Source organism: Plantibacter sp. PA-3-X8, assembly GCF_003856975.1.
GTDB classification, from domain to species: domain Bacteria; phylum Actinomycetota; class Actinomycetes; order Actinomycetales; family Microbacteriaceae; genus Plantibacter; species Plantibacter auratus.
Genome location: NZ_CP033107.1, coordinates 2,492,734 through 2,516,505 on the forward strand (window position 1 = coordinate 2,492,734; position 23,772 = coordinate 2,516,505).

Below are 23,772 nucleotides of genomic sequence, written 5' to 3' on the forward strand. Positions count from 1 at the left end.
CGAGGCGCCGGCCTCAGACCGCCTGGGCGAAGCCGAGTGAGGCGTCTGCGAGGTGCTGCAGTCCCTCGGGGACCTCGCGGCCCTTCGCGGTCATCGACTGCGCCCAGAGGCGTCCGGCGCGATAGGACGATCTGACGAGCGGTCCCGCGAGCACACCGAGGAACCCGATCTCCTCGGCCTCCTCCTTGATCTCGAGGAACTCCTGCGGCTTGACCCAGCGGTCGACCGGGAGGTGTCGAGGCGTCGGCCGGAGGTACTGGGTGACGGTGATGATGTCGGTGCCGGCCTCGTGCAGATCCTCGAGCGCCTGACTGATCTCACTCCGGTCCTCGCCCATCCCGAGGATGAGGTTGGACTTCGTGATGAGGCCGGCCGCACGCGCCTGGGTCAGGACGTCGAGGGAGCGCTCGTAGCGGAAGGCGGGCCTGATCCGCTTGAAGATGCGTGGGACCGTCTCAACGTTGTGTGCGAACACCTCCGGTCGGGAGGCGAACACCTCGCCGAGGAGGTCGGGGTTGCCGGAGAAGTCGGTCGCGAGGATCTCGACCCCCGTCCCCGGGTTCGTCTCGTGGATGCGCCGGACGGTCTCGGCGTGCAGCCACGCCCCCTCGTCGGGGAGGTCGTCGCGCGCCACACCGGTGACGGTCGCGTAGCGCAGCCGCATCCGCTGCACCGAGTCGGCCACCCGTCGCGGCTCGTCGCGGTCGTAGTCGGCCGGCTTGCCGGTGTCGATCTGGCAGAAGTCGCAGCGCCTCGTGCACTGCGACCCGCCGATGAGGAAGGTCGCCTCGCGGTCCTCCCAGCACTCGAAGATGTTCGGGCAGCCGGCTTCCTGGCAGACAGTGTGGAGGCCCTCCTCCTGCACGAGCGCCTGGAGCTGTCGGTACTCGGGTCCCATCGTCGCGCGGGTCTTGATCCAGTCGGGCTTCCGCTCGATGGGGGTCTGGGCGTTCCGGACCTCGAGCCGCAGGAGCTTCCGTCCGCCGGTGTCCGCCGCGGGAGCGGGTGCCGGTGCGCCGCAGCCGCTCACGCGGCCGCTCCGATCGTGGTCACGGACGCGGCCGTCCAACCGGGCCGGAGCGCTTCGAAGATCTCGGAGACGCGCTCGGCGACGTCGCTCGGCGTGATCCCTCGACCGAGCTCGGCGCTGATCGTGGTGACCCCGGCATCGGCGATACCGCACGCGACGATGTGGCCGAAGGGCTCGAGGGAGTTGTCGCAGTTGAGCGCGAAGCCGTGCAGCGTGACCCCCGCCTGCACCCGGACACCGACGGCGCCGATCTTCGCGGCCGGTCCGCCGGCGACGGGGTCGACCCAGACACCCGACCGTCCGTCGATGCGGCGGCCGATGACGCCGAGCTCGGTGATCGTCTGCAGCATGACCTCCTCGAGCAGGCGGACGTGTGCGACGACGTCGACCGGCTCCGGGAGGCGGACGATCGGATAGCCGGTGAGCTGCCCGGGGCCGTGCCAGGTGATGCGGCCGCCGCGGTCGACCTCGACGACCGGTGTGCCGTCGTCGGGACGCTCGTGGGGACGGGTCAGCTTGCCCGCCGTGTACACGGGCTCGTGCTCGCACAGGATGAGGTGCTCCGGCCCTGCTCCGCTGACGACCGCCTCATGGACCCGACGCTGCAGCGCCCAACCCTCGCGGTACGGGACGAATGCGGGCGCGAGCCCGGCGATGAGGAGCTGTGTCATGGCCGCCACGATAGCATTGTTGGACGCCGTCCAAATACTCATCTTCCAGCCGTGGCGGCGATCGACCGGGTCGCGTCGCGGTCTGCCCTAAACTGGAGGGATCATGGCAACGTTCGGCACACTCTCTGACCGCCTCGCGGACACGTTCAAGAACCTCCGCACCAAGGGCAAGCTCTCCGCGGCCGATGTCGACGGCACCGTCCGCGAGATCCGTCGCGCCCTCCTCGACGCGGACGTCGCACTCGACGTCGTCAAGGACTTCACGGGTCGCGTGCGCGAGCGCGCCCTCGGCGACGAGGTGAGCAAGGCGCTCAACCCGGCGCAGCAGGTCGTCCAGATCGTCAACGACGAGCTCGTCACGATCCTCGGCGGACAGCAGCGGCGTCTCGAGTTCGCGAAGAAGCCGCCGACCGTCATCATGCTCGCCGGACTCCAGGGTGCCGGAAAGACGACGCTCGCCGGCAAGCTCGCCAAGTGGCTCAAGAAGGACGGCCACACGCCGCTCCTCGTCGCGTCCGACCTCCAGCGCCCCAACGCCGTCAACCAGCTCCAGGTCGTCGGAGAGCAGGCGGGCGTCCCCGTCTACGCTCCCGAGCCCGGCAACGGGGTCGGCGACCCGGTCAAGGTCGCCCGCGACGGCGTCCGGTTCGCCGAGCAGAAGCTCTACGACACCGTCATCGTCGACACCGCAGGACGACTCGGCGTCGACGCCGAGCTCATGAAGCAGGCGTCGAACATCCGCAAGGCGGTCGATCCCGACGAGGTCCTCTTCGTCATCGACGCGATGATCGGTCAGGACGCGGTCGCGACGGCCAAGGCCTTCCTCGACGGCGTCGACTTCACCGGTGTGGTGCTCTCCAAGCTCGACGGCGACGCCCGCGGTGGTGCGGCACTCTCGATCGCCTCGGTCACCGGACGCCCCATCATGTTCGCGTCGACCGGTGAGGGTCTCGACGACTTCGAGCCGTTCCACCCCGACCGCATGGCGAGCCGGATCCTCGACCTCGGTGACATCCTCACCCTCATCGAGCAGGCGCAGCAGAACTTCGACGAGGAGGAGGCGCGCAAGGTCGCGGAGAAGTTCGCGACCGACTCCTTCACGCTCGACGACTTCCTCAAGCAGATGCAGCAGCTGCGCGGCATGGGTTCCATCAAGAAGATGATGGGCATGCTCCCCGGCATGGGGCAGATGAAGGAGCAGCTCCAGAACTTCGACGAACGCGAGATCGTCCGCACCGAGGCCATCATCCAGTCGATGACCACGGCCGAGCGCACGAACCCGAAGATCCTCAACGGATCCCGGCGCCTGCGCATCGCCAAGGGTTCCGGCATGACCGTCACCGAGGTCAACGCCCTCGTCAACCGCTTCGAGCAGGCGGCCAAGATGATGAAGACCGTCGCCAAGGGTGGCGTGCCGAACATCCCCGGGATGGGTCCGGTCCCCGGTGCGCGGACGAACCGACCGAAGCCGCAGGCCAAGAAGAAGGGTTCCCGCTCAGGCAACCCGGCCAAGCGCGCGGCGGAGAACGCCGGCGCCGTCGAGACGCAGGCCGCCGCTACGGGCGCTGGATTCGGCCTCGGCGGCGGTTCGTCGTCGGGATCGGCAGCCCCGACCGAGGCGGAGCTCGCCGAGCTGCAGAAGTTCCTGGGTCGCTGAGTCGAGCGGAGGTGGTATGTGCGCGCTGAGGACAGCGGCTTCGGTCGTTGCAGTCGTCCTGGCCGCGGGCATGCTCGCCGGGTGCTCCGCTCCGCCTCCGGGCGAACGCGTCCTGGGCACCTGGGGTGAGGGGACCGGCGCCGCCGACCCGCACCTGGTGTTCACCGACGACGGTCGCGTGAGTGGTTCGGACGGCTGCAACAGCCTCTCCGGCTCCTGGCGCGCCGAGGACGACGCGGTCGTCGTCTCCGACGTCGCGAGCACCCTGATGGCGTGCCCGGGCGTCGACACCTGGCTGCGGGGGATCGCACAGGCGACACTCTCGGACGACGGCCGCCGCCTGAACGTGACCGACGACGCCGGCACGCGGATCGGGACGCTCGACCGCGCTGAGTGACGCCGCCTCGTCAGGCGGAGGGCTGAACCCCGTGTCGCAGCTCCTTCGCGAGCGAGCTCACCACCGCCTGCAGGCTGCCGCCGTTCGCGTGGGCGACGGCGAGCTGCCGCTGGTAGCTCGCGCCGTGCTCGATGATCGTGGCGATGCTCGCCAGTTCTTCTGCACAGCCGAGCCGACGGGCGACCGGCGCGAGGGTGTCGAGCAGGTCGTGCAGGTCGTCGGTCACGAGGCGCTCGTGGCCCGAGGAGTCGAGGATGATCTCGGCGTCCAGGCCGTACCGCGCAGCACGCCACTTGTTCTCGCGGACGTACCACGGCTGCAGGGTCTGTAGGCGCTCTCCGGCGTCGAGGCGGTCGGACAGGTGCTCGGTGAGGCAGTGGATGAGCGAGGCGAGGGCCCCGAACTCCGCGACGGTCGACGCTCCGTCGCACGCACGCATCTCCACCGTGCCCCACTGCGGCGACGGTCGCACGTCCCAGCGGACCTCGGTGTGGTCCTCGATGATGCCGGTCACCGTCATGTCGTCGACGTAGGCCTCGAACTGCTCCCAGTCCGAGAGTTGGTAGGGGAGGCCCGCCGTCGGGAGCTGCTGGAACATGAGCGCGCGGTTCGACGCGTACCCGGTGTCGACCCCGCCCCAGTAGGGGCTGGACGCCGATAGCGCCTGGAGGTGGGGCAGATAGGTCAGCAGCCCGTTCATGATCGGGAGGACCTTGTCGACCGTCTCGACGCCGACGTGCGCGTGCACGCCCCAGATCATCATGTTGCGACCCCACCACTGGGTGCGGTCGATGAGCTTGTGGTAGCGGGGCTTGTCGGTGACCTGCTGGTCGTACCACTGGCCGAACGGGTGCGAACCGCTGCAGATGAGTTCGACGCCCATCGGATCCGTGATCGCCCGCACCTCGGCCAGCTGGCCTTCGAGGTCCGCGATCGCCTCGGGGACCGTGTGGTGCACACCCGAGACGAGTTCGACGGTGTTGAGCAGCAGCTCGTTGGTGATCTGCGAATGATCGGAACCGTCGCTCTTGCGAAGTTCCGACAGGACGGTGTCCGCTGCGCCGACGAGATCGCCGGTGTCGCGGTCGACGAGGGCGACCTCCCATTCGAGGCCGACGGTCGAACGCTCGGATCTGGCGAACTCGATGGGCATTGGCGTCGACCTCCCGCAGGGCGCGGCCGGATGCCACGCGCCAGCCCATCTTCACACGGGGTGGAGGGGTCATCCGGTATCGGTGTCGCCGGATTACCCAGATCGCCCGATGTCTGGCAGAATAGAGAGTTGAGTCTGCGCGGAGTTCGACCCTCTATCCGACGCCCGCAGCAACCACAGTTTTCGCGTCGAGCGTGTGGCCCCACCTTTCGGCAGCGAGCACATCAAACATCACATCATTCAGGAGAATCGTGGCTGTCAAAATCCGTCTCAAGCGTCTCGGCAAGATCCGTGCGCCGTACTACCGCATCGTCGTCGCAGACTCGCGCACGAAGCGCGACGGTCGTGTCATCGAGGAGATCGGCAAGTACCACCCCACCGAGGAGCCCTCGTTCATCGAGGTCGACTCCGAGCGTGCGCAGTACTGGCTCAGCGTCGGCGCCCAGCCGACCGAGCAGGTCGCAGCACTCCTCAAGCTCACCGGTGACTGGGGCAAGTTCAAGGGCGACAAGGACGCCGTGAGCACCGTCCGCGTCAAGGAGCCGAAGGCCGCCTTCGTCGCCGACGAGAAGAAGAAGCCCGTCCTCAAGCCGAAGGCTGAGGCCCCCGCGGCCAAGGCTGCTCCGGCCGAGGCCGAGGCGCCCGCTGCCGACGCCGCTGAAGCAGAGCAGGCGTAGTCTTGCTCGCTCCCGCGCTCGAACATCTCGTCAAGGGGATCGTCGATCACCCGGATGACGTTCGCGTCACGGCACAGAACTCCGCCCGTGGCGAGGTCCTCGAGGTTCGTGTGAACCCCGAGGACCTCGGCCGGGTCATCGGTCGTGCCGGCCGGACGGCCAAAGCCCTGCGCACCCTCGTGGCAGCGCTAGCAGACGGTCGGCGGGTCCGAGTCGACGTGGTCGACACGGACGCCTCCGGCGCCAGCGCGTAGGTGGCGGACGAGACGGAGCCGAAGACCCAGTTGCGGGTCGGTCGGCTCACGAAAGCCCATGGCCTGAAGGGCGCCCTGAAGGTCGAGCTCTACACGGATGAGCCGGAGCACCGGTTCACCCCGGGCGCGACGTTCACGCTCCAGGTCCCCGCAGGATCGAAGTGGCGCGGCAAGACGCTCGAGCTCATCGAACTGCGCTGGTACAACAGCCAGCCGGTCGCCTTCTTCGTCGGCATCTCCGATCGCAGTGAGGCGGAGACCCTCGTGAAGGCGATCCTCTGGGTCGAGCAGGACCCCACCGAGCTACCGGTCGACGACGACGCCTGGTACGACCACCAGCTCGTCGGGTTGGCCGTGCACCGCGACGGCGTCGCCGTCGGTACCGTCGCTCGCGTCGACCACTTCCCGGCTCAGGACCTCCTGATCGTGAAGACCGGCGACGGCGAGGTCATGGTCCCGTTCGTGAAGGCGATCGTCCCCACGGTCGACATCGCTGCCGGGATCGTCACGGTCACGCCGCCCACCGGTTTGTTCGAGGAACTCCCGGAGGCCGACGACGCCCCCGAGACGACGACGGCCGGCCCAGTCGAATCCGAGGCCTCCGACGAGGCTCAGGACGACACCGGAGCGTCGCAGCCGGAGCAGTAGATCGCGTTCCGAGTCGGTTCTCCCGGCTCGGAACACCCACGACGGAGGCGTCGGTTGCGTGCAACCGGCGCCTCCGTCGTCGTCTCCGGCAGATCACGCCGGCACTGGCTCGCTCTGACGATCACCGTCCGCGACCCGCTCGAGGACCGCGGCGATCCGGCCGGTGCACCCACCGCAGCCGGTACCGGCGCGGGTTGCCTTGCCAATGCAGGCGACCGTGGTACTGCCCGATTGCGCGGCATCCATGATCCTGCCGACCGTCACGCCGTTGCATGTGCAGACCGTCGTCGAGGGGGCGAACGCATCGGCGGAGGCACCACCGATCGCGTCCGGCCCGTCGAGCCGGAGGAGGACCGAGCGATCCGCCGGCAGTTCGCCGCCCCCGTCGTACAGGAGCGTCAGCTCGGCCGCAGTTCGCGGCATACCGACGGAGACGAAGGCGGTCAGGACCCCGGCGCGGGTGATCATCTTGACGTAGCGGCCGTGGTCGGGGTCCGCCCACACCGAGACGCTGCGCGGAGCGGCCGGATGCACGCTGCACCCGTCAGCGGTCGTCGACTCGACGTCCCAGGGCTCTGCCTGGACGTCGCCGACCGCGACGACGTCGACCCGCTCGGCCTTGAGTGCGACGGTGCTCGCCCGCTCGACCGGTGGTGGACCCAGCTCGAGCGGTGGTCCGCCGGCCGCGGCCTCGATCAGGAATCGAGCGGCGAGCCACTCGGCCTGCCGCCATCCTGGGCCGATGAGCCCCGACGGGCCGCCGGGGACGATGCGCTCGCTGCGCAGCTCCGGTGTCGGCGCCAGCACGTGCGCGCAGTCGCCGATGGCGAAGATCCGTTCGTCCGACCAGCTGCTGAGGTCTTCGCCGACGAGCACGCCGGAGCCGACACGGACCCCGGCGAGGATCGCCAGATCGGCGCGTGCGCTCACCCCGCACGACAGGACGAGCAGATCGCCGGTGATCCGTTTCCCGTCAGCGGTGATCAGCGCATCGAAGTGCCTCCCGCCCGCGGGGTCGTCCCGATGACCGATCGCCTCGGCGCGGCTGTGTGCGATGACCTCCACGCCTGCTGCCCGCAGCGCCGCGGCGAGCACGGAGCCGCCGCCGCGGTCGAGGTTCCGCGGCATCGGGGTGGGGCCGTGGTGGACGACGACCACGTCGGCGCCGGCGCGCGCGGCGGAGAGCGCGAGCTCCAGTCCCAGGACACCGGCACCCAGGACGACGATCCGGCCGCCGGATCGGACGACCCCGGCGACGGTGTCGGCGTCCGCGAGGTCACGCAGGGTGCAGACGCCGCGGGGGAGGTCGTGGTCGGACAGCAGCAACGACCGTCCATACTTCTCGAGCGCCGGGAGGTCCCGCTTCCGTCGATCGACGCCGTCGAGTGTCGGAACGTTCGCGCGCGCACCCGTCGCCAAGACGAGGCGGTCGTAGGGGAGCGTCTCCCCGGTGTCGAGTTCGACGGTCCGCGTCTCGCGATCGATCTGCATCGCGGTCGTGCCGCGCAGGACACGGATACCGTCCAGGGCGAGGTCCTCGGCACTGACGAGCGTCATGTCGGCGAGTCCGGTCGAGCCGACCGCGTGATCGGCGACCAACACCCGGTTGTACGCGTCGACCGGTTCCTGCCCGACCACGGTCACGTCGATCGAGCCGTTCCGCACGGCAGGGGCGACCTCCTCGGCGAATCGCGCACCGACCGGGCCGAATCCGACCACGACGATGCGGAGTGCGCGACCTGGTCGCGGACTCATCGGAGGGCTCCGGTCGCTGTGGCTTCCGGCAGCGGTGTGCCAGCGGCCGGGCGCAGCCGCACCGCCGCGCGCTTGAAGTCCGGCATCCCCGAGATCGGATCGACCGCGTCCTGCGTCAGGAGGTTCGCCGACGCGTCGCCCGGGTAGTGGAACGGCAGGAAGACGGTGTCGTGACGGATGTCGCCGTCGACACTGGCTCGAGCCGTCAGCGTGCCCCGACGGTTCGAGACCTCGACGAGTCCGCCCTCGACGATCCCGAGTCGTGCCGCCGTCGCGGGGTGGACCTGGACGAAGACTTCGGGACGGGCGTCGTCGAGCTCGGGGACGCGGCGGGTCTGGGTGCCCGACTGGTAGTGCTCGAGGAGGCGTCCGGTCGTCAGGGTGAGTTCCTCCCCGGTCTCCGGTGACTCCGAGACCGTCGCGGGGCGGACCGCGATGATGCGGGCGAGACCGTCGTCGTGTGCGAACCGTTCCGTGAACAGCCGGGGCGTGCCGCCGCTGCCGACGGGGAACGGCCAGTACGCGGCGAGCCCGGTGTCGAGGAGGGCGTGGCTCAGTCCCGAGTAGTCGGCGAGGCCTCCGGCGGATGCGGCCGCCAACTCGTCGAACACGATCGACGGGTCCAGCTCGAATCGGCCCGGAGCATCGAGACGACGGGCGAGTTCGTGCATGATCCAGAGCTCGCTGCGGACGCCGACCGGAGCATCGAACGCCCGCCGGCGGCGGATCACGCGCCCCTCCAGCGAGGTCATGGTGCCCTCCTCCTCCGCCCACTGCGTCGTCGGGAGGACGATGTCTGCGAGCGCGGCGGTCTCCGACAGGAAGAAGTCGCAGACGACGAGCAGCTCGAGGCGGCCGAGTCCGTCCCGGACCGTCTGCACGTTCGGAGCGGATACGACGACGTTCGAGCCGTGGACCAGGAGGGCGTGCACACCGTCTGGTTCACCGAGGCGGTTGAGGAGGGCGACGGCCGGCAGCCCGGGACCCGGGATCGACTCGACCGGTACACCCCATACCTCGGCGACGTGACGGCGGGCTTCCGGATCGGTGATCTTGCGGTACCCGGGCAGTTGGTCGCACTTCTGACCGTGTTCGCGACCGCCCTGGCCGTTGCCCTGGCCGGTGAGCGTGCCGTAGCCCGATCCCGGCCGGCCCGGTAGTCCGAGCACGAGTGCGAGGTTGATGGCGGCGGTGGCCGTGTCGGTGCCGTCGACATGCTGCTCGACGCCGCGACCGGTGAGGATGTAGGTGCCGTCCGAGGCGGCGAGCCGACGAGCCACGTCTCGGAGGACCGGCGCCGGCACGCCGGTCACGGATTGGACGCGTTCCGGCCACCACGCGCTCACGCTGCGGCGCAGGCCGTCCAGCCCGGTCGTGCGCTCGGCCAGGTAGGCCTCGTCTGCGAGCCCTTCGGCGAGGACGATGTGTGTGAGCCCCAGGAGCAGGACCAGATCCGTCCCGGGCGCGGGCTGCACGTGGAGTCCACGACCGGTCTCGGTGAGTCGCGCGGTGGCCGAGCGGCGCGGATCGACCACGATGAGGCCACCGGAGGCCTGAGCACCGACGAGATGACCGATGAACGGGGGCATCGTCTCCGCGACGTTGGATCCGAGGAGGAGGACGGTCGACGCACCGTCGAGGTCCTCCAGTGGGAACGGCAGCCCCCGGTCGATCCCGAACGCACGGTTGCCCGCTGCCGCGGCGGAGGACATGCAGAACCGGCCGTTGTAGTCGATCCGGCTCGTCCCGATCGCGATCCTGGCGAACTTGCCCAGCTGGTAGGCCTTCTCGTTCGTGAGGCCACCGCCTCCGAAGACTCCGATCGCGTCCGCCCCGCGCTCACCACGGATGCGGAGGATGGTCGATGCGACGAGGTCGAGGGCCGCATCCCAGCTCGTCTCGACCAGCTCACCGGTGGCGTCGCGCACCAAGGGGGTCGTGAGGCGATCGCCCCGCGCGAGGAGCTCGGCCGACGTCCACCCCTTCTTGCAGAGGCCGCCCCGGTTCGTCGGGAAGTCCCGCCCGGCGACGTCGACCGGGAGCCTCGGAGCGACCCCGTCCACCGCCGTCGTTCGGGTGAGGGACATCGCGCACTGCAACGCGCAGTACGGGCAGTGGGTGTCGGTCACCGGGGCGGTGGGACGAGGCATGCGTGGTCCTTCGGTCAGGAGCGGGTGGAGCGACGGCTCACAGTCGTTGGCCGGCGAGTGACGCGTTCTTGCGGAAGTAGACGAGGAAGGTGACCGCGAACAGGACGACATACGCGCCGATGAAGCCGATGAACGCGGCCGAGTAGCTACCGGTCGCGCCGTGCGAGAGCCCGAGGATCTGTGGGATGACGAAGCCGCCGTAGGCACCGATCGCGGAGATGAGCCCGAGCGCGGCGGCGGCCTTGCGCTGCGTCCCGACGTCGCCGCTGCGGTGGTGGGCGTCGCGCAGGCCGGATCGCGCCGCGAAGACGCTCGGGATCATGCGGTACGTCGAGCCGTTCCCGACACCGGCGGCGACGAACAGGAGCAGGAAGCAGCCGAGGAACAGCCAGAAGTTCGCCAGCGGCAGGGTCCACAGCACCGCGAGCGCTCCCAGGGCCATGACGGCGAACGCACTCATCGTGACGACGGCCCCACCGAAGCGGTCGGCGAGACGCCCACCGAAGGGTCGTGCCAGCGAGCCGATCAGGGCTCCGAGGAACGCGAGCGAGATCGACGCGGAACCGACGGCGAAGGAGGAGAAGTCGGGGAACTGGTCCGCGATGAGTTTGGGGAACACACTCGCGAAGCCGATGAACGAGCCGAAGGTGCCGATGTACAGGAGTGCGAGGAGCCAGAGGTGCGGTTCCCGCAGCGCGGCGGCGGATCCGCGGAGGTCCGCCTTCGCTGACGACAGGTTGTCCATGTAGCGGTAGGCACCGAACATCGCGAGGAGGATGAAGGGGACCCAGATCCATCCGGCGAGACTCAGGTTGAGGGTGGCGGCGGCTCCGACGGTGACCGCGATGGGGACGACGAACTGTGCGACCGCTGCTCCGAGGTTGCCGCCCGCCGCGTTCAGCCCGAGCGCCCAGCCCTTCTCCCGCTGCGGGTAGAAGTAGGTGATGTTCGACATGGAGCTGGCGAAGTTGCCACCGCCGAACCCGGCGAGTCCGGCGACGACGAGCATGACGCCGAACGGGGTGTCCGGATTGCCCACACACAGCGCGAGCGCGATGGACGGGATGAGGAGCAGCCCCGCCGAGATGATCGTCCAGTTCCGCCCGCCGAAGCGCGGGACCATGAACGAGTACGGGAACCTGAGGGTCGCACCGACGAGGCTCGGCATCGAGATGAGCCAGAAGGTCTCGGCCGTGGAGAACGAGAACCCGGCCGTCGGGAGCATGACGACGACGATGCTCCAGAGCTGCCAGACCACGAAGCCGAGGAACTCCGCGAAGATCGACCACCGGAGGTTCCGCCCGGCGATGCCGCGGCCCTCCCGGTCCCAGAACGCGCTGTCCTCGGGGTTCCACCCGTCGATCCAACGACCGGGGCGGTGGGTCAGTGCGACCGGGGTGACGGTCGGTGTCGCCGTGGTCGGTGGGGCGTCGACTGCTTCGAGGTTCGTGGTCATGGCTGCTCCGAGCGTTCGGTGAAGCGGGACGGGACGTGTGCTGTCTCCGAAGCTACCGACGCCGTGTTTCGGGGCCCCACCCGCGAGGTAACACCTGGATCACCGCCTGCTCACAGGCACTCATCACCCCGGTGAGGCGGATGACCGCCCGCGGTCCAGGAGCCGGACCGGCCGCCGTCAGACGTCGAGGCGGTAGCCGCGCTTGACGATCGTGTTGATGAGTCCGGGGACGCCGAGCGTCTGGCGGAGGCGGCTCATCTGTACTTCGAGCGCGTGGTGGTCCGCGGCTGCGGGCAGCGCGTCGGCCAGCGCGGAGCGCGAGAGGACGGCTCCGTTCGCACGGACGAGGGCGCGGAGGAGCGCGAGGGAGTTCGGGGGGAGCCGGACCCGCGAGCCGGGCAGCTCCACGATGGCGCCACGGATGGCGATCGGGCCGTGCAGCGTCTCGGCTCGGAGGATCGCGTGCTGTTCGAGATGCTCGCACAGCAGCCGGATGAGTGCCCCCATGCGGAACCGCTCGGGGACGATGGGCTCGATGTCCTGGGCGAGCAGTGGCGCCGCCGTGACCGGGCCGACGGCCGCGCACAGCACGTCGCGACGGAAGGCGTCGACGACGGCGTCCTCCTGACCGAGTGCCTCCGCGGCCGTGAACAGGGCGACGACCGACGGGGCGCTCGTGAAGGTGACCGCGTCGAGCGAGCCACTGACGATCGCCTCGACGAGTCGCCGCACGCGCTCGTCGGTCGCATCGGGGTCCGTCCACCGGTAGGGGGCGACCGTGTGCACCTCCTGGTGGACGGCACGGAGCCGTTCGAGCTGGCGCTCGTCGGTGTACCCGTGGAGCTGGACGGCGACGCGGAGACCGGCCGGGTAGTCGGCGACGACCTTGTCGACGAGGGAAGCGGTGGTCTCGCGGTCGCTCATGCCCACGTCGTTCAGACCGGCTGCTCGGATGGCACCGCGTGCCTTGGGACCACGGACGAGGATGGCCGTCTCGGCGAGCGCCTCGAGGAGTTCGTCGCCGAGTCCAGCGGCGTCGGCGACCTCGAACCACCGTCGGATGCCGTACGAGGTCGTGGCGAGCAGGACGTCGGGGCGTGCGGCGATGATGTCGCGCGTGTCGTCGATGAGCGGTTCGTCGTGCTGTGCGTGTGCGATCCGCAGCGTCGGTGCGTGCACGACGGTGGCGCCGCGCCGCTCGAAGGCGTCGATGAGGTCCTGCGATCGACGGTCGCTCGTCACGCCGATCCGGAAGCCCTCGAGCTGGTCCGCCCGGAATCCCGGGACCGGGGTCGTGACGTCCGGGCCGGCGTCAGCGGCCGGCGGGGTGGTGTCGGTCACGCCGATGCCCCCAGACGTTCGGCCCGCGCCAGCAGTTCCGAGGCCTCGGCGTCACCGTCGAAGGCGAAGGCGACGACGTGGCCGATCACGATGACGGCCGGTGACCGCACGCCGGCGGCCGCGGCGACGTGGAGGATCGTCCCGAGGTCGGCCACGGTGGTGCGCTGGGTCTCGCTGTAGCCGCGCTCGATGATCGCGACGGGTGTGTCGGCGGCGAGCCCCGAGGTGAGGAGCCCGTGGGAGATGGAGGGCAGCGTGCCGACACCCATGAGGACGACGATCGTCCCACCGAGGCCGGCGAGGTGACGATGTTCCTCGTCGGAGAGCGGCGCATGACCGCTGACCACGGTGAAGAGATGACTCAGGTTCCGGTGCGTGAGGGGGATGCCTGCCGCCGCGGGCACGGCGACGGAACTCGAGACGCCCGGGATCACGCGGACGGGGACGCCCGCGCGGTGGCAGGCCAGGACTTCCTCGCTGCCGCGCCCGAAGACGTACGGGTCGCCTCCTTTGAGACGGACGACCGCCGCGCCGTCGAGCGCGTGTTGCACCATGACGGTCTCGATGCCGTCCTGGCCGATCGGGTGATGGCCGGGGCGCTTGCCGACGTCGACGAGGAGCGCGTTCGGGGCGAGCTCGGGGAGGGTGTCGTGGGGTGCGAGCCGGTCGTAGAGGACCACGTCCGCGTCGCGGAGGGCCTCGACGGCAGCGACGGTCAGCAGCGCGGGATCGCCCGGTCCGCCGCCGACGAGCGTGACCCTGCCTGGACCCGACATCTACGCCCCTTCCCTCACTGGAATGGTAGGCCCTGCGAGATAGACGGCCTCGCCGCGCTCGATCTCCTCCGTCGTCGCGGGCCGGTACTGGCCTCGCTCCGCGACCCGCGCGAGTCGCGGTTCGGCGTCGCCCGGCTCGTTGACGAAGGAACGGAACCGGCGGAGGCGCTCCGGGTCGGCGAGGGTCGCCGCCCACTCGTCCTCGTACCCGTCCACATGGGCGGCCATGGCCTGTTCGAGTTCGGCGGCGAGTCCGAGCGAGTCCTCGACGACGACCTCCCGCACGTGGTCGAGTCCGCCGTCGAGGTCCTCCATCCACCTGGCGGTGCGCTGCAGTCGATCCGCCGTCCGGATGTAGTACATGAGGTACCGGTCGATGTACCGGATGAGCGTCTCGTCGTCGAGGTCTCCGGCGAGGAGCTGCGCGTGGGTCGGCTGGAACCCGCCGTTGCCGCCCACATACAGGTTCCAGCCCTGCTCGGTGGCGATGATCCCCACGTCCTTGCCACGTGCTTCAGCGCACTCGCGCGCGCACCCCGACACCCCGAACTTGAACTTGTGCGGTGCCCGGAGGCCGCGGTACCGGAGTTCGAGGTGGACCGCCATGCCCACGGAGTCCTGCACACCGAAGCGGCACCAGCTGGACCCGACACAGCTCTTCACGTTGCGGAGCGACTTCCCGTACGCCTGTCCGGACTCGAAGCCGGCGTCGACGAGGATGCGCCAGATGTCGGGCAGCTGTTCGAGGCGGGCGCCGAACAGGTCGATGCGTTGACCGCCCGTGATCTTCGTGTAGAGCCCGTAGTCGGTGGCGACCTGCGCGATCACCGCGAGCTTCTGCGGTGTGATCTCGCCACCGGGGATCCGCGGGACCACGGAGTAGGTGCCGTCCTTCTGCATGTTCGCGAGCGCCCGGTCGTTCGTGTCCTGCAGCGTCCCCCGGCCGCTGTCGAGGATGTACCCACCCTGCTGGCTGGCCAGGATGGAACCGATCACCGGCTTGCACACGTCGCAGCCGCGTCCGGTGCCGTAGCGAGCGAGGATCTCGTCGAAGGAGGTGAGACCGAGCACCCGGATGGTCTCGAAGAGCTCCTGCCGGGACAGTTCGAAGTGTTCGCAGAGTGCGCGCGAGACGGCGATGCCGGACTTGGTCAGCTCCGTCTCGAGGATCTTCTTCACGAGCGGGACGCAGGAGCCGCACTGGGTACCGGCGCGGGAGCAGGTCTTGAGCGCCCCCAACTCGGTGCGCGCCTCGCCGTACACGCCCGCGATCGCGTCGCGGACGGTCCCCGCGGTGACGGCGTTGCATGCGCAGACGAGCGCTGCGTCGGGGAGTTCGTCCCCGGCCGGTGCCTCGATCCCTGACGCCGACAGGTAGGCGGCCGGCTCACTCGACAGCTCGGCGCCGAGGAGCGGGCGCAGCGAGGCGTAGGGCGAGGCGTCGCCGACGAAGACCCCGCCCAGGAGGGTCTTTGCGTCGTCCGTCATGACGAGCTTCTGGTACAGCCCGCGTGCCGGGTCCGCGTACACGATCTCGAGACTGTGCTCGGTGCGCGCGAGCGCATCGCCGAAACTCGCGACGTCGACACCGGACAGCTTGAGTTTCGTGGCGTCGTCGACGGTCGTGAACTCCGCCTCGCCACCGAGCAGCCGATCCGCGACGACCTCGGCCATCGCGTTCGCCGGTGCGACGAGACCGGTGCATCGACCGTCGAAGCAGGCGACCTCGCCGATGGCCCAGACACCCGGCGCAGACGTCCTGCAGTCCGTCCCGATCACGACACCGCCGCGGTCACCGAGCTCGATCCCGGCATCGCGGGCCAGCTCGTCCCTGGCGCGGATGCCGATCGCGAACACCACGATGTCGACGTCGACCTGCTGGCCGCTCGAGAACTTCACGCCCGAGACACCGCCCTGCTCGTCCACGAGGATCGACCGTGGCCTCGTCCCCAGGTGCAGACCGATGCCCTGGCCGCCGATGATGCGCCCGAGGGCTCGACCGGCTCCCTCGTCCAGCTGGGCGGACATGAGCCACGACCCGGAGTGCACGACGCTCGCCTCGGCACCGAGCCGTGCCGCGCCACCGGCAGCCTCGAGCCCGAGCAACCCGCCGCCGGCGACGATCACCCGGGCGGGACGACCTCGCAGGGAGCCGATGCGCTCGATCTCCGACACCAGCAGGTCCACGTCGTCGATCGTCCGGTAGACGAGGGCGTGTTCCGAACCGTCGATCTCGGGCACCGGGGCCGAGGAGCCGGTCGCCAGGACCAGCTCGTCGTATGTGACGACCCTCCCCAGGGAGGTGTGCACCGTCCGGGCCTCGCGGTCGATCCGTTCGGCGCGTTCGCCCAGCAGGAGCGACACGTGCTGCTCGTCCCAGACACCCGTCGGCGCGAGCGTGAGGTCGATCGCCGCATCGTCGAGACGCTTGCTCAGTGCCACACGATCGTAGGGACGGTGGAGCTCCTCACAGACGACCGTGATGTGCATGGTGCGCCCGGCGTCGCGACTGTGCAGGGCATCGACCAGACGGTGTGCGGCCGGGCCGCCGCCGACCACGACGACGCGACGCGGCAGATCTCCTGCGGTGGGATCGATCATCATGGGCCCCCTCGGCTCGTGTTCCAGCGAGCGTACTGACGCGGCGTTTCCGGACCGTTGCCCGCATGTGTCCCGAACGCGTCCAGGACCGCACACGACGCCCGGGCGGATGTGAGGTCGGTTTCACCTCACCGAAACGTCACGGGTGATCCGACGAAACACCCCGCCCGTAGCGTCGGTGCTCCGACGCACGATCAGGAGGCCGACGATGAGCATCACGATGCAGGAGCACACCGGGCGGACGGCGCTCGCCGAGTGGCGACGCGTCTGCGCCATCGACGACCTCGAACTCTCCTGGGGCGAGGTGGCGTTGCTCCGCGCCCGGCAGATCGCGGTGTTCCGCATCGGCGCAGATGAGGTCTACGCCGTCGACCATCGGGACCCGCACACCGCCGCGCCGGTGATGGCTCGCGGCATCGTCGGTTCTCGAGGGGAGCGACCGACGATCGCGTCACCGTTGCACAAGCAGGTGTACGACCTCGGCACGGGTGAGTGCTTCACCGACCCGAGCCTCTTCCTCCAGACGTTCCGCACCCGCATCGTGGGCGGGTTCGTGGAGATCGAGCTGGGGGAGGACGCATGACCTTGCTCGAGACCGCGGTGCGCCGTCCGCAGACGCGTACGCGGACGAGTCCGGCGCTCCTGGCCGTGTCCCACGGGACGAGTTGCCCGATCGGACAGGCCTCCGTCGCCGCGCTCGTCGACGCCGTCGGACGATCGCGTGCCGACCTCCACGTTGCCGGTGGCTTCGTCGACGTCCAGCAGCCCGACGTCCCGGCCACCCTCGGTTCGATCGAGCCCGAGCGGCCCGCGGTGGTCGTGCCGTTGCTCCTGTCCGCGGGGTTTCACGTCCACGTCGACCTCGTCGAGGACCTCGAGGCGACGGATCGGCCGACGGCACTCGGACGGGCGATGGGACCGGACGACCGCCTCGTAGCGGTCCTCGCCAGGCGACTGGAGGCGCTGCACGTGACGCCCGACGATCGGATCGTGCTCGGAGCGGCCGGGTCCACCGACGCCAGGGCCGTCGCCGACTGCGTCGACATGGGACGTCGACTGGAGTCGCGACTGCGGGTGCCGGTCGAGACGGCGTTCGTCTCCGCGGCTCAGCCGTCGGTGCCCGATGCGGTGGTCGCGGCTCGAACGAGTCGACCGCGAGGGCGGGTCATCATCGCCACCTACCTGCTGGCGCCCGGCTACTTCGCGCGGCTGCTCGAGGAGGCGGGAGCGGACCTCGTGACGCCGCCGCTCCTCCACCTCGGCGAGGTTCCCGATCCGGGCATCGTCGACCTCGTGGTCGACCGCTACGAGGAGGTCTCGGCCGGACTGTCGGGCTGACCGGCGCGACCGGGACGACGACCGTCGCGCGAATAGACTGCTCCTCATGCGCATCGACATCGTCACGATCTTCCCGACCTTCTTCGATGCCCTGGACCTCTCACTGCTCGGCAAGGCGAAGCAGAGCGGGCTCATCGAGTTGGACGTCCACGACCTGCGGGATTCGACGCACGACCGTCACCGCACCGTCGACGACACCCCGTACGGCGGGGGAGCCGGCATGGTCATGAAGCCGGAGCCTTGGGGTGAGGCGCTCGACGGCATCCTGGGTGACGACACCGAGGAGGAGCCGCTGGTCATCTTCCCGTCTCCTGCGGGTGAGGTGTTCACTCAGGCCATGGCCCGCGAGCTCGCGGCCGAGCCGCACCTCGTCTTCGGCTGCGGCCGGTACGAGGGCATTGACCACCGCGTCTTCGACCACACCGCCAGCCGAGCACGGGTCCGCCTGGTGAGCCTCGGCGACTACGTCCTCAACGGGGGAGAGGTGGCCGTGATGGCGATGATCGAGGCGATCGGTCGGCTCGTCCCGGGCGTCGTCGGCAACCCCGAGAGTCTCGTCGAGGAGTCGCACGAAGACGGGCTCCTCGAGTACCCGAGCTACACGAAGCCCGCCGAGTGGCGAGGACTCCCGGTACCGCCGGTGCTGCTGAGCGGCAACCACGGTGCGATCGCCACCTGGCGTCGTCAGCAGCAGATCGAGCGGACCCGCGAGGTCCGCCCGGATCTGCTGCCCGCCGACGAGCCGGACGCCTGAGCGCGCCGGGGTCCTGTGCGTGACGGCTGTCAGGGCCGACGTCGCACGGCGGCGGCGATGCCGGCGATGACGAGGACGGCCCCGGTCGCGATGATCGCCCCGGTGATCCACCCCAGGGGGTCGATGCGCACCTCGGTGAGGTTGGTGACGAGCATGGCGCCGGCGAAGACGAGCAGGAGCACGCCCCAGAGGATCGTGCCGAAGCGCGGTGGTCGACCGCCTCGATCCTTCGGGCCAGCATCGGTCCTCGGCTCATCCGCCGTCTGCGCTGTGGCCGGCTGCGCTTTGGTCGACTCCGTGGTGGCCGTCTGATCGGTCTCCGACGGAGCCGATCCCGTCGCCGCGTCGGTTGGGGACGACATGTCCGCCGCTCCGGTCCAGTCGTCCTGCTCGCTCATCGTCCCGCCTCCGCTTCCTCGGTCACGACAGCGCTGCCGGCGACCGTCCACACCCGTACCCGTGTCGTGTCTCCTGACGCCGTTCGTCCGTACCGTGCCTCATCCTGGAACAGGGCTCCGCCGCGTCGGTCCGTCCGGTCCCGACCATCGCGTCCCGTCTCCAGGGTGCCCGCGATCGCTGAGAACTCGACGATCACCGGCACGTCCTCGGGGACGAGCACGTCGACCTCGCCTGCGAGGATCCACACGTCGATCGTCCCACCGCGCAACGCGTCGTCGTCGGCGAGCTCCCCGAGGTCGAGCGTGGGTTGGCCGGCGATCATCACGTAGCCACGTCGGTCGTCCGCATCCGTCGACGTCACGGTCCAGGTCGTGCGTCCGACCGGCAGGAAGGAGGAGCCGAGTGGGAACACCCCGGTGGCGAGCAAGGAGATCACGGCGGCCCAGGTGAACAGTCCGAGCCAGCCGCTCTCCCGTCCGCTGATGCCCGCGACGATCGTCGCGACGGCGAGCGCACCGAGCGCTGCGGCGAGCCCGATGACCACGACGACCGGGATCGAGAACCCGGCGCTCGCCGCGATGACGGCCGCGCCGGCACCGGCGAGCAGCGCCAGTCCGAGGGTGATCGCCACGAAGGCCGCTCCAGGGTGCTGGGCACGACGCTCACGAGCCTTCGTCTCACGCTCGGCCTGCTGCTCGGCTCGCTGGCGGCTCATCTCGTCCCGGAACTCCTGACTCGTCCAGCCGCGCTGCTGGCTCGGAGCCCCGTCCCACGCGGTGGCGGTGGCGGTGGTGGTTCCAGGGAGCGGGACGGTTGTGCCCGCATCATCAGGCCAACCATCGGCCTTCGCGAGCGACACCGGGTTCGCGGCACCGGGGGAGGCCGGGGCCGAGCCGGCAGCGCCCGAGGGGGAGGCTGTGGGCGATGGTGCCGTCGGCTTCGGGATCGAGGCGTCGCTGGTCCACGGGTCGCGCTGCGGCGGTGTCTCAGGCGGAGTCTCCCGCCCAGGGTCGCGGCGGGAGAACATCACGATCAGCCAGACCGCCGCGGCGACTAAGGCGATCACCCAACCGGCGGTCATGGTCGACTCCAGCCACCCCGGCAGGTTCCACGCATGCGGCACGCCGTCCCACCAGAGGCCGCGCATGAACGGCACGGCGGTGAGGACCGCGAGGATGCCGATCGCGACGATCGCCGGGTCGAAGACGCCCCGGATCGCACGCTCGAGGTGGATCCGACCCTGCTGGTCGGGGATGAGCGCCCAGCCCGCGGCGTAGACGAAGAGGACCGGCCCGCCCAGGATCGCGATGACGATGAGTGCTCCGCGCACGATCATCGGATCGAGGCCGAGCCGGGCCGCGACACCCCCGGCGACACCGCCGAGCCACGAGTCGCTCGAGCGACGGAGACCGGTGGACCGCCACCAGTCGAAGAAGCGTGTCGTCGGATCCTGCGGGGCGGGTGCCCCCGGTTCTGCTCCGGTGGGCGGCGTGCTGTGGTTCGTCATGGTCCGATTCTGGCGAAGCGTCCGGGTCGGGCCCATCCGGCATGACCCTGAGTGCACCCTGATCCTGCCGTCCCAGGGTGCCGACCGCACCCCGAACTGCTTGGATGGCTCCATGGGAACCGAGGTGATGATCCGTCCGAGGCGCCGCCTGCTCGGCGGTGTCTGCGCCGGCTTCGCCGAGCACACCGGTCTCCCCGTCGCTGCGGTGCGGACGGCGACGGTCATCCTCGCGTGCTGCGGCGGAGCGGGCCTGCTCCTCTACGTGTGGCTGTGGGTCATGACGCCGACGCAGGGCGCGGACGCACCGCTCGATCCTCGGGAGCACCTGCTCCGGCCGGCCTCGACCGATGAGGGAGTCGACCTCGACGGCCCCCGTCGCGCGCCGATCACGGAGGTGCTGCTCGGGATCGCCCTGCTCGCGGCCGGGACCGCGCTGATCGCGACCCGGACCGGGCTGGACATCCCACTCGAGGCCGTCATCCCTGTCATCGTCGTCCTCGCGGGAGCCGCACTCGCCTGGCGGCAGTTCGGCGAGCGTGGTCGCGGTGAGGGCTCACGTGCCCTCTTGATCCGCGTACTCGGAGCGCTCGTCCTCGTCGTCCTCGGCATCCTCCTGTTCTTCGTCACCGGTGACCGCCCGAACATGTGGACGGTCATCGTCGCCGCGATCGCCGTGCTCCTCGGGGTCGCCGTGGTCATCGCCCCCTGGGCGCTCCAGCTCAATCGCGACCTCGCCGACGAGCGCGCCGCGCGGATGCGCGAGGCCGACCGCGCCGAGATCGCCGCGCATCTGCACGACTCCGTGCTCCAGACGCTCGCGCTCATCCAGCAGCAGGCCGGTCCGGGGAGCGAGGCGTCCCGTCTCGCCAGGGCGCAGGAGCGCGAGCTGCGGAATTGGCTCTTCTCCGGCGGGACCGCTCCGACGGGCGACCTCGCGACCGAGCTGCGGACCATCGCGGCGGCGGTGGAGGCCGACCACGCGGTGCGCGTCGACGTCGTCGCGGTCGGGCGTGCGATCGACGACGCTCCGGAGCCGCTCCTCGCCGCCGTACGTGAGGCCGTGCTCAACGCGGCACGTCACGCCGGCGGCGACGTCTCCGTCTATCTGGAGACGGCACCGCAGCGGATCGAGGTGTCGATCTCCGACCGCGGCCCCGGCTTCGACCTGGAACAGGTCCCGCGGGACCGCCTCGGGGTCAGGGAGTCGATCATCGGCCGGATGCAGCGCATCGGTGGCGAGGCGACCATCCGTCCGGGGCCCGGCGGACGAGGTACCGAGGTCCGTCTCGTCCTGCCCGTGCACGACGCCGCGCCGACTGCGCCGCAGCCCGACACCGTCCCGACCGTTCCGAGGAGCCGACCATGAGCGACCGACCACTGACCGTCGTGATCGTCGACGACCACTCGATCTTCCGTTCCGGACTGCGCAGCGAACTCGATCCCGGCATCGAGGTGCTGGGGGAGGCCGGTGATGTTGAGGAGGCGATCCGGGTGATCGGGGAGACGCGCCCGCAAGTCGTGCTGCTCGACGTCCACCTGCCGGGTGGCGCCGGCGGCGGTGGCGCGGACGTGATCGCCGGCTCGGTGTCGATCGCGCCCGCCACCCGGTTCCTCGCGCTGAGCGTCTCGGACGCCGCCGAGGACGTCGTCCGGGTGATCAGGGCCGGTGCACGCGGCTACATCACGAAGAGCTCCTCGGGTGCCGAGGTCGCGGAGGCCGCACGGCGGGTCGACGACGGCGACGCGGTCTTCTCACCCCGGCTCGCGGGATTCGTCCTGGACGCCTTCGGTGCCGTGACGGGGGAGACGGCGGAGTCCGTCGACGAGCTCGACCGGCTGTCCGCCCGTGAGCAGGAGGTCATGCGCCTCATCGCCCGCGGCTACGCCTACAAGGAGGTCGCGACGGAGCTGTTCATCTCCGTGAAGACCGTGGAGACCCATGTGTCGAGCGTGCTGCGCAAGCTGCAGCTGTCCTCGCGCCACGAGCTCGCCGCCTGGGCGCTGCAGCGCAAGCTCCTCTGACCCCTCGGGCCCGGACCGACATCGGCCGACAGCGAACGACCAGTGCGCGCTCAGGAGCCCGGCGGTAGCCTGAGAGGCATGATCATCCGTCGGGCGTTCTACTACTGGCGATTCGCCGCGATCTTCGTGCTGCCCGCCTGGCCGTTCGTCGGATGGGGACTCTTCGGCGAAAGCGGGTGGAGCCTGTTCGGGCTCTTCATCGCCATGCCGATCCTCGCCATCGCGCTCGCGGCCACCGCGTTCCTCATCTCCGCGAGGGCGAGCGTCAGGACGACGAAGCTCGTGTCGTGGACGGATGTCGGACTCCTCGCCCTCTGGCACGTCACGATCATCTGCTTCGGTTCGTTCAGCTCAGGTGTCGCCCTCTGGGCGGTGCTCGGCGTCGTGGCGGGGCTCGCGACCTTCTGGGGCGTCATCGCGCAGCTCATCTCCGAGACGGCGCGCCGTGCCCGCGAGACGATGGCCGAGTTCGAGCGCATGGCCGCTGCAGCCGGGCCAGGCACGGCCCCCGGATCGGCGATCCCGCCGCAGCCACGGTTCGATCCCGGTCCGATCGACGGTGGGGAGTTCATCGTGATCGAGGAGTCCAAGCCCGACGAGCGTCGCTGAGCGGCCGTATCCGCCGCTGTCGCCTGCGCCGTACCGGGGCCCGGTTTCCCATCCGAGGCCCTTTCATGACACAATTGCTGTTTGTGCCTCCGCAGTTCTGCCACAGGGGAACGCCGGCATCGGGCACACCCTTCCTTCCGAACGTATTCAGCGGTCGACCTGTGGCGGTCGCAGAGATGGAATCATCATGCACATTCTCGACTCAGTCGATGCAGCATCCCTCAAGTCGGACATCCCCGACTTCCGCGCCGGCGACAACGTCAAGGTGCACGTGAACATCATCGAGGGCAACAAGTCCCGTATCCAGGTCTTCCACGGTGTCGTCATCGGCCGCTCCAACGAGGGTGTCCGCGAGACCTTCACGGTCCGCAAGGTGAGCTACCAGGTCGGCGTCGAGCGCACCTTCCCGGTCCACTCCCCGAACATCGACCACATCGAGGTCGTCACCCGCGGTGACGTCCGTCGCGCGAAGCTGTACTACCTCCGCGAGCTCCGTGGCAAGAAGGCGAAGATCAAGGAGAAGCGCGACAACTAGTCGTCCTCCCGGTCGCCCTCCGCGATCGTTCCTGAGCTCCCC

23 protein-coding genes are annotated in these 23,772 nt (G+C 70.0%); 12 read left to right on the plus strand and 11 right to left on the minus strand.

Going from position 1 to position 23,772, the window contains the following annotated elements; genetic code table 11:
- Nucleotides 1–13: 13 nt before the first annotated feature.
- Both lipA and lipB read right to left on the minus strand, forming a co-directional pair.
- Nucleotides 14–1,030, minus strand: a complete 1,017-nt coding sequence (gene lipA, locus EAO79_RS11835; protein ID WP_064296306.1) for a lipoyl synthase — start codon at nt 1,028–1,030, stop codon at nt 14–16.
- Nucleotides 1,027–1,701 carry a lipoyl(octanoyl) transferase LipB gene (lipB, locus tag EAO79_RS11840; RefSeq protein WP_124769093.1) on the minus strand — a complete coding sequence of 225 codons (675 nt, stop codon included), beginning with the start codon at nt 1,699–1,701 and terminating at the stop codon, nt 1,027–1,029. The genes lipA and lipB overlap by 4 nt, the downstream gene beginning before the upstream one ends.
- Before the next feature lie 103 nt (nt 1,702–1,804).
- Here lipB and ffh point away from each other — a divergent pair, with 103 nt between their 5' ends.
- Nucleotides 1,805–3,358: a signal recognition particle protein gene (gene ffh / locus EAO79_RS11845; RefSeq protein WP_064296308.1), complete on the plus strand. Its 1,554-nt coding sequence runs from the start codon at nt 1,805–1,807 to the stop codon at nt 3,356–3,358.
- A gap of 16 nt (nt 3,359–3,374) precedes the next feature.
- Entirely contained in the window at nt 3,375–3,755 is a 381-nt protein-coding gene (locus EAO79_RS11850) for an META domain-containing protein (RefSeq protein ID WP_124769094.1), read from the plus strand.
- Between the two features lie 10 nt (nt 3,756–3,765).
- Here the strand turns inward: EAO79_RS11850 and EAO79_RS11855 are convergent, their stop codons facing one another.
- On the minus strand, nt 3,766–4,908 hold the full coding sequence (locus EAO79_RS11855) for a glutamate--cysteine ligase (RefSeq protein ID WP_124769095.1): 1,143 nt from the start codon (nt 4,906–4,908) through the stop codon (nt 3,766–3,768).
- Between the two features lie 251 nt (nt 4,909–5,159).
- On the opposite strand from EAO79_RS11855, the gene rpsP reads away from it, so the two are divergent.
- From rpsP to rimM, 3 genes are read left to right on the plus strand one after another with little or no spacing between them, the layout of a single operon-like run.
- Entirely contained in the window at nt 5,160–5,585 is a 426-nt protein-coding gene (gene rpsP, locus EAO79_RS11860; RefSeq protein ID WP_064296311.1) for a 30S ribosomal protein S16, read from the plus strand.
- 2 nt (nt 5,586–5,587) lie between these two features.
- On the plus strand, nt 5,588–5,839 hold the full coding sequence (locus tag EAO79_RS11865; RefSeq protein WP_064296312.1) for an RNA-binding protein: 252 nt from the start codon (nt 5,588–5,590) through the stop codon (nt 5,837–5,839).
- Entirely contained in the window at nt 5,840–6,487 is a 648-nt protein-coding gene (gene rimM, locus EAO79_RS11870) for a ribosome maturation factor RimM (protein ID WP_240043911.1), read from the plus strand.
- A gap of 93 nt (nt 6,488–6,580) precedes the next feature.
- Here the strand turns inward: rimM and EAO79_RS11875 are convergent, their stop codons facing one another.
- The 6 genes from EAO79_RS11875 to nirB all read right to left on the minus strand — a co-directional run bounded on the left by EAO79_RS11875 (nt 6,581) and on the right by nirB (nt 16,569).
- Complete coding sequence (locus EAO79_RS11875) at nt 6,581–8,242, minus strand: FAD-dependent oxidoreductase (protein ID WP_124769096.1); 1,662 nt, start codon at nt 8,240–8,242, stop codon at nt 6,581–6,583.
- The gene (locus tag EAO79_RS11880; RefSeq protein ID WP_124769097.1) at nt 8,239–10,392 is read right to left on the minus strand and encodes a molybdopterin oxidoreductase family protein; all 2,154 of its coding nucleotides are present in this window, start codon (nt 10,390–10,392) and stop codon (nt 8,239–8,241) included. The genes EAO79_RS11875 and EAO79_RS11880 overlap by 4 nt, the downstream gene beginning before the upstream one ends.
- Before the next feature lie 37 nt (nt 10,393–10,429).
- Nucleotides 10,430–11,848 carry an MFS transporter gene (locus EAO79_RS11885; RefSeq protein ID WP_124769098.1) on the minus strand — a complete coding sequence of 473 codons (1,419 nt, stop codon included), beginning with the start codon at nt 11,846–11,848 and terminating at the stop codon, nt 10,430–10,432.
- A gap of 177 nt (nt 11,849–12,025) precedes the next feature.
- Nucleotides 12,026–13,189 (minus strand): uroporphyrinogen-III synthase, encoded by a 1,164-nt coding sequence (locus EAO79_RS11890; protein WP_079705653.1) that lies wholly within the window; start codon nt 13,187–13,189, stop codon nt 12,026–12,028.
- Nucleotides 13,186–13,965: a uroporphyrinogen-III C-methyltransferase gene (cobA, locus tag EAO79_RS11895; protein WP_121290213.1), complete on the minus strand. Its 780-nt coding sequence runs from the start codon at nt 13,963–13,965 to the stop codon at nt 13,186–13,188. Before cobA ends, EAO79_RS11890 begins: the two co-directional genes overlap by 4 nt.
- A complete protein-coding gene (gene nirB / locus EAO79_RS11900) occupies nt 13,966–16,569 on the minus strand; it encodes a nitrite reductase large subunit NirB (protein WP_371413641.1) in 2,604 nt (867 codons plus the stop codon).
- Nucleotides 16,570–16,774: 205 nt separating this feature from the next.
- Here nirB and nirD point away from each other — a divergent pair, with 205 nt between their 5' ends.
- Genes nirD through trmD form a run of 3 tightly spaced genes read left to right on the plus strand, consistent with a single transcriptional unit; the run spans nt 16,775 to nt 18,658 of the window.
- Complete coding sequence (nirD, locus tag EAO79_RS11905; RefSeq protein ID WP_124769100.1) at nt 16,775–17,149, plus strand: nitrite reductase small subunit NirD; 375 nt, start codon at nt 16,775–16,777, stop codon at nt 17,147–17,149.
- Complete coding sequence (locus EAO79_RS11910; protein WP_124769101.1) at nt 17,146–17,904, plus strand: sirohydrochlorin chelatase; 759 nt, start codon at nt 17,146–17,148, stop codon at nt 17,902–17,904. The genes nirD and EAO79_RS11910 overlap by 4 nt, the downstream gene beginning before the upstream one ends.
- Before the next feature lie 46 nt (nt 17,905–17,950).
- Nucleotides 17,951–18,658 (plus strand): tRNA (guanosine(37)-N1)-methyltransferase TrmD, encoded by a 708-nt coding sequence (gene trmD, locus EAO79_RS11915; protein ID WP_085510627.1) that lies wholly within the window; start codon nt 17,951–17,953, stop codon nt 18,656–18,658.
- Between the two features lie 29 nt (nt 18,659–18,687).
- Here the strand turns inward: trmD and EAO79_RS11920 are convergent, their stop codons facing one another.
- Both EAO79_RS11920 and EAO79_RS11925 read right to left on the minus strand, forming a co-directional pair.
- Nucleotides 18,688–19,056 (minus strand): hypothetical protein, encoded by a 369-nt coding sequence (locus EAO79_RS11920; protein ID WP_124769102.1) that lies wholly within the window; start codon nt 19,054–19,056, stop codon nt 18,688–18,690.
- On the minus strand, nt 19,053–20,564 hold the full coding sequence (locus tag EAO79_RS11925; protein ID WP_164486933.1) for a PspC domain-containing protein: 1,512 nt from the start codon (nt 20,562–20,564) through the stop codon (nt 19,053–19,055). The genes EAO79_RS11920 and EAO79_RS11925 overlap by 4 nt, the downstream gene beginning before the upstream one ends.
- A 112-nt stretch (nt 20,565–20,676) precedes the next feature.
- Here EAO79_RS11925 and EAO79_RS11930 point away from each other — a divergent pair, with 112 nt between their 5' ends.
- The 4 genes from EAO79_RS11930 (at nt 20,677) to rplS (ending at nt 23,730) form a co-directional block, all read left to right on the plus strand.
- Nucleotides 20,677–21,930, plus strand: a complete 1,254-nt coding sequence (locus tag EAO79_RS11930; RefSeq protein WP_124769104.1) for an ATP-binding protein — start codon at nt 20,677–20,679, stop codon at nt 21,928–21,930.
- The gene (locus EAO79_RS11935) at nt 21,927–22,586 is read left to right on the plus strand and encodes a response regulator transcription factor (RefSeq protein ID WP_064296318.1); all 660 of its coding nucleotides are present in this window, start codon (nt 21,927–21,929) and stop codon (nt 22,584–22,586) included. Before EAO79_RS11930 ends, EAO79_RS11935 begins: the two co-directional genes overlap by 4 nt.
- A gap of 78 nt (nt 22,587–22,664) precedes the next feature.
- A complete protein-coding gene (locus tag EAO79_RS11940; protein WP_124769105.1) occupies nt 22,665–23,195 on the plus strand; it encodes a hypothetical protein in 531 nt (176 codons plus the stop codon).
- A 187-nt stretch (nt 23,196–23,382) separates the two neighbouring features.
- On the plus strand, nt 23,383–23,730 hold the full coding sequence (gene rplS, locus EAO79_RS11945) for a 50S ribosomal protein L19 (protein ID WP_124769106.1): 348 nt from the start codon (nt 23,383–23,385) through the stop codon (nt 23,728–23,730).
- Nucleotides 23,731–23,772 lie beyond the last annotated feature (42 nt).

Bases quoted from the DNA above. Each gene is read 5' to 3' on its own strand.
- EAO79_RS11880 (WP_124769097.1), bottom strand. From the start codon at position 10,392: ATGCCTCGTCCCACCGCCCCGGTGACCGACACCCACTGCCCGTACTGC.
- EAO79_RS11935 (WP_064296318.1), top strand. From the start codon at position 21,927: ATGAGCGACCGACCACTGACCGTCGTGATCGTCGACGACCACTCGATC.
- EAO79_RS11920 (WP_124769102.1), bottom strand. From the start codon at position 19,056: ATGAGCGAGCAGGACGACTGGACCGGAGCGGCGGACATGTCGTCCCCA.
- rplS (WP_124769106.1), top strand. From the start codon at position 23,383: ATGCACATTCTCGACTCAGTCGATGCAGCATCCCTCAAGTCGGACATC.
- EAO79_RS11925 (WP_164486933.1), bottom strand. From the start codon at position 20,564: ATGACGAACCACAGCACGCCGCCCACCGGAGCAGAACCGGGGGCACCC.
- lipB (WP_124769093.1), bottom strand. From the start codon at position 1,701: ATGACACAGCTCCTCATCGCCGGGCTCGCGCCCGCATTCGTCCCGTAC.
- nirB (WP_371413641.1), bottom strand. From the start codon at position 16,569: ATGATGATCGATCCCACCGCAGGAGATCTGCCGCGTCGCGTCGTCGTG.
- cobA (WP_121290213.1), bottom strand. From the start codon at position 13,965: ATGTCGGGTCCAGGCAGGGTCACGCTCGTCGGCGGCGGACCGGGCGAT.
- EAO79_RS11940 (WP_124769105.1), top strand. From the start codon at position 22,665: ATGATCATCCGTCGGGCGTTCTACTACTGGCGATTCGCCGCGATCTTC.
- ffh (WP_064296308.1), top strand. From the start codon at position 1,805: ATGGCAACGTTCGGCACACTCTCTGACCGCCTCGCGGACACGTTCAAG.
- EAO79_RS11875 (WP_124769096.1), bottom strand. From the start codon at position 8,242: ATGAGTCCGCGACCAGGTCGCGCACTCCGCATCGTCGTGGTCGGATTC.
- EAO79_RS11885 (WP_124769098.1), bottom strand. From the start codon at position 11,848: ATGACCACGAACCTCGAAGCAGTCGACGCCCCACCGACCACGGCGACA.
- nirD (WP_124769100.1), top strand. From the start codon at position 16,775: ATGAGCATCACGATGCAGGAGCACACCGGGCGGACGGCGCTCGCCGAG.
- EAO79_RS11850 (WP_124769094.1), top strand. From the start codon at position 3,375: ATGTGCGCGCTGAGGACAGCGGCTTCGGTCGTTGCAGTCGTCCTGGCC.
- EAO79_RS11910 (WP_124769101.1), top strand. From the start codon at position 17,146: ATGACCTTGCTCGAGACCGCGGTGCGCCGTCCGCAGACGCGTACGCGG.
- EAO79_RS11930 (WP_124769104.1), top strand. From the start codon at position 20,677: ATGGGAACCGAGGTGATGATCCGTCCGAGGCGCCGCCTGCTCGGCGGT.
- trmD (WP_085510627.1), top strand. From the start codon at position 17,951: ATGCGCATCGACATCGTCACGATCTTCCCGACCTTCTTCGATGCCCTG.
- EAO79_RS11855 (WP_124769095.1), bottom strand. From the start codon at position 4,908: ATGCCCATCGAGTTCGCCAGATCCGAGCGTTCGACCGTCGGCCTCGAA.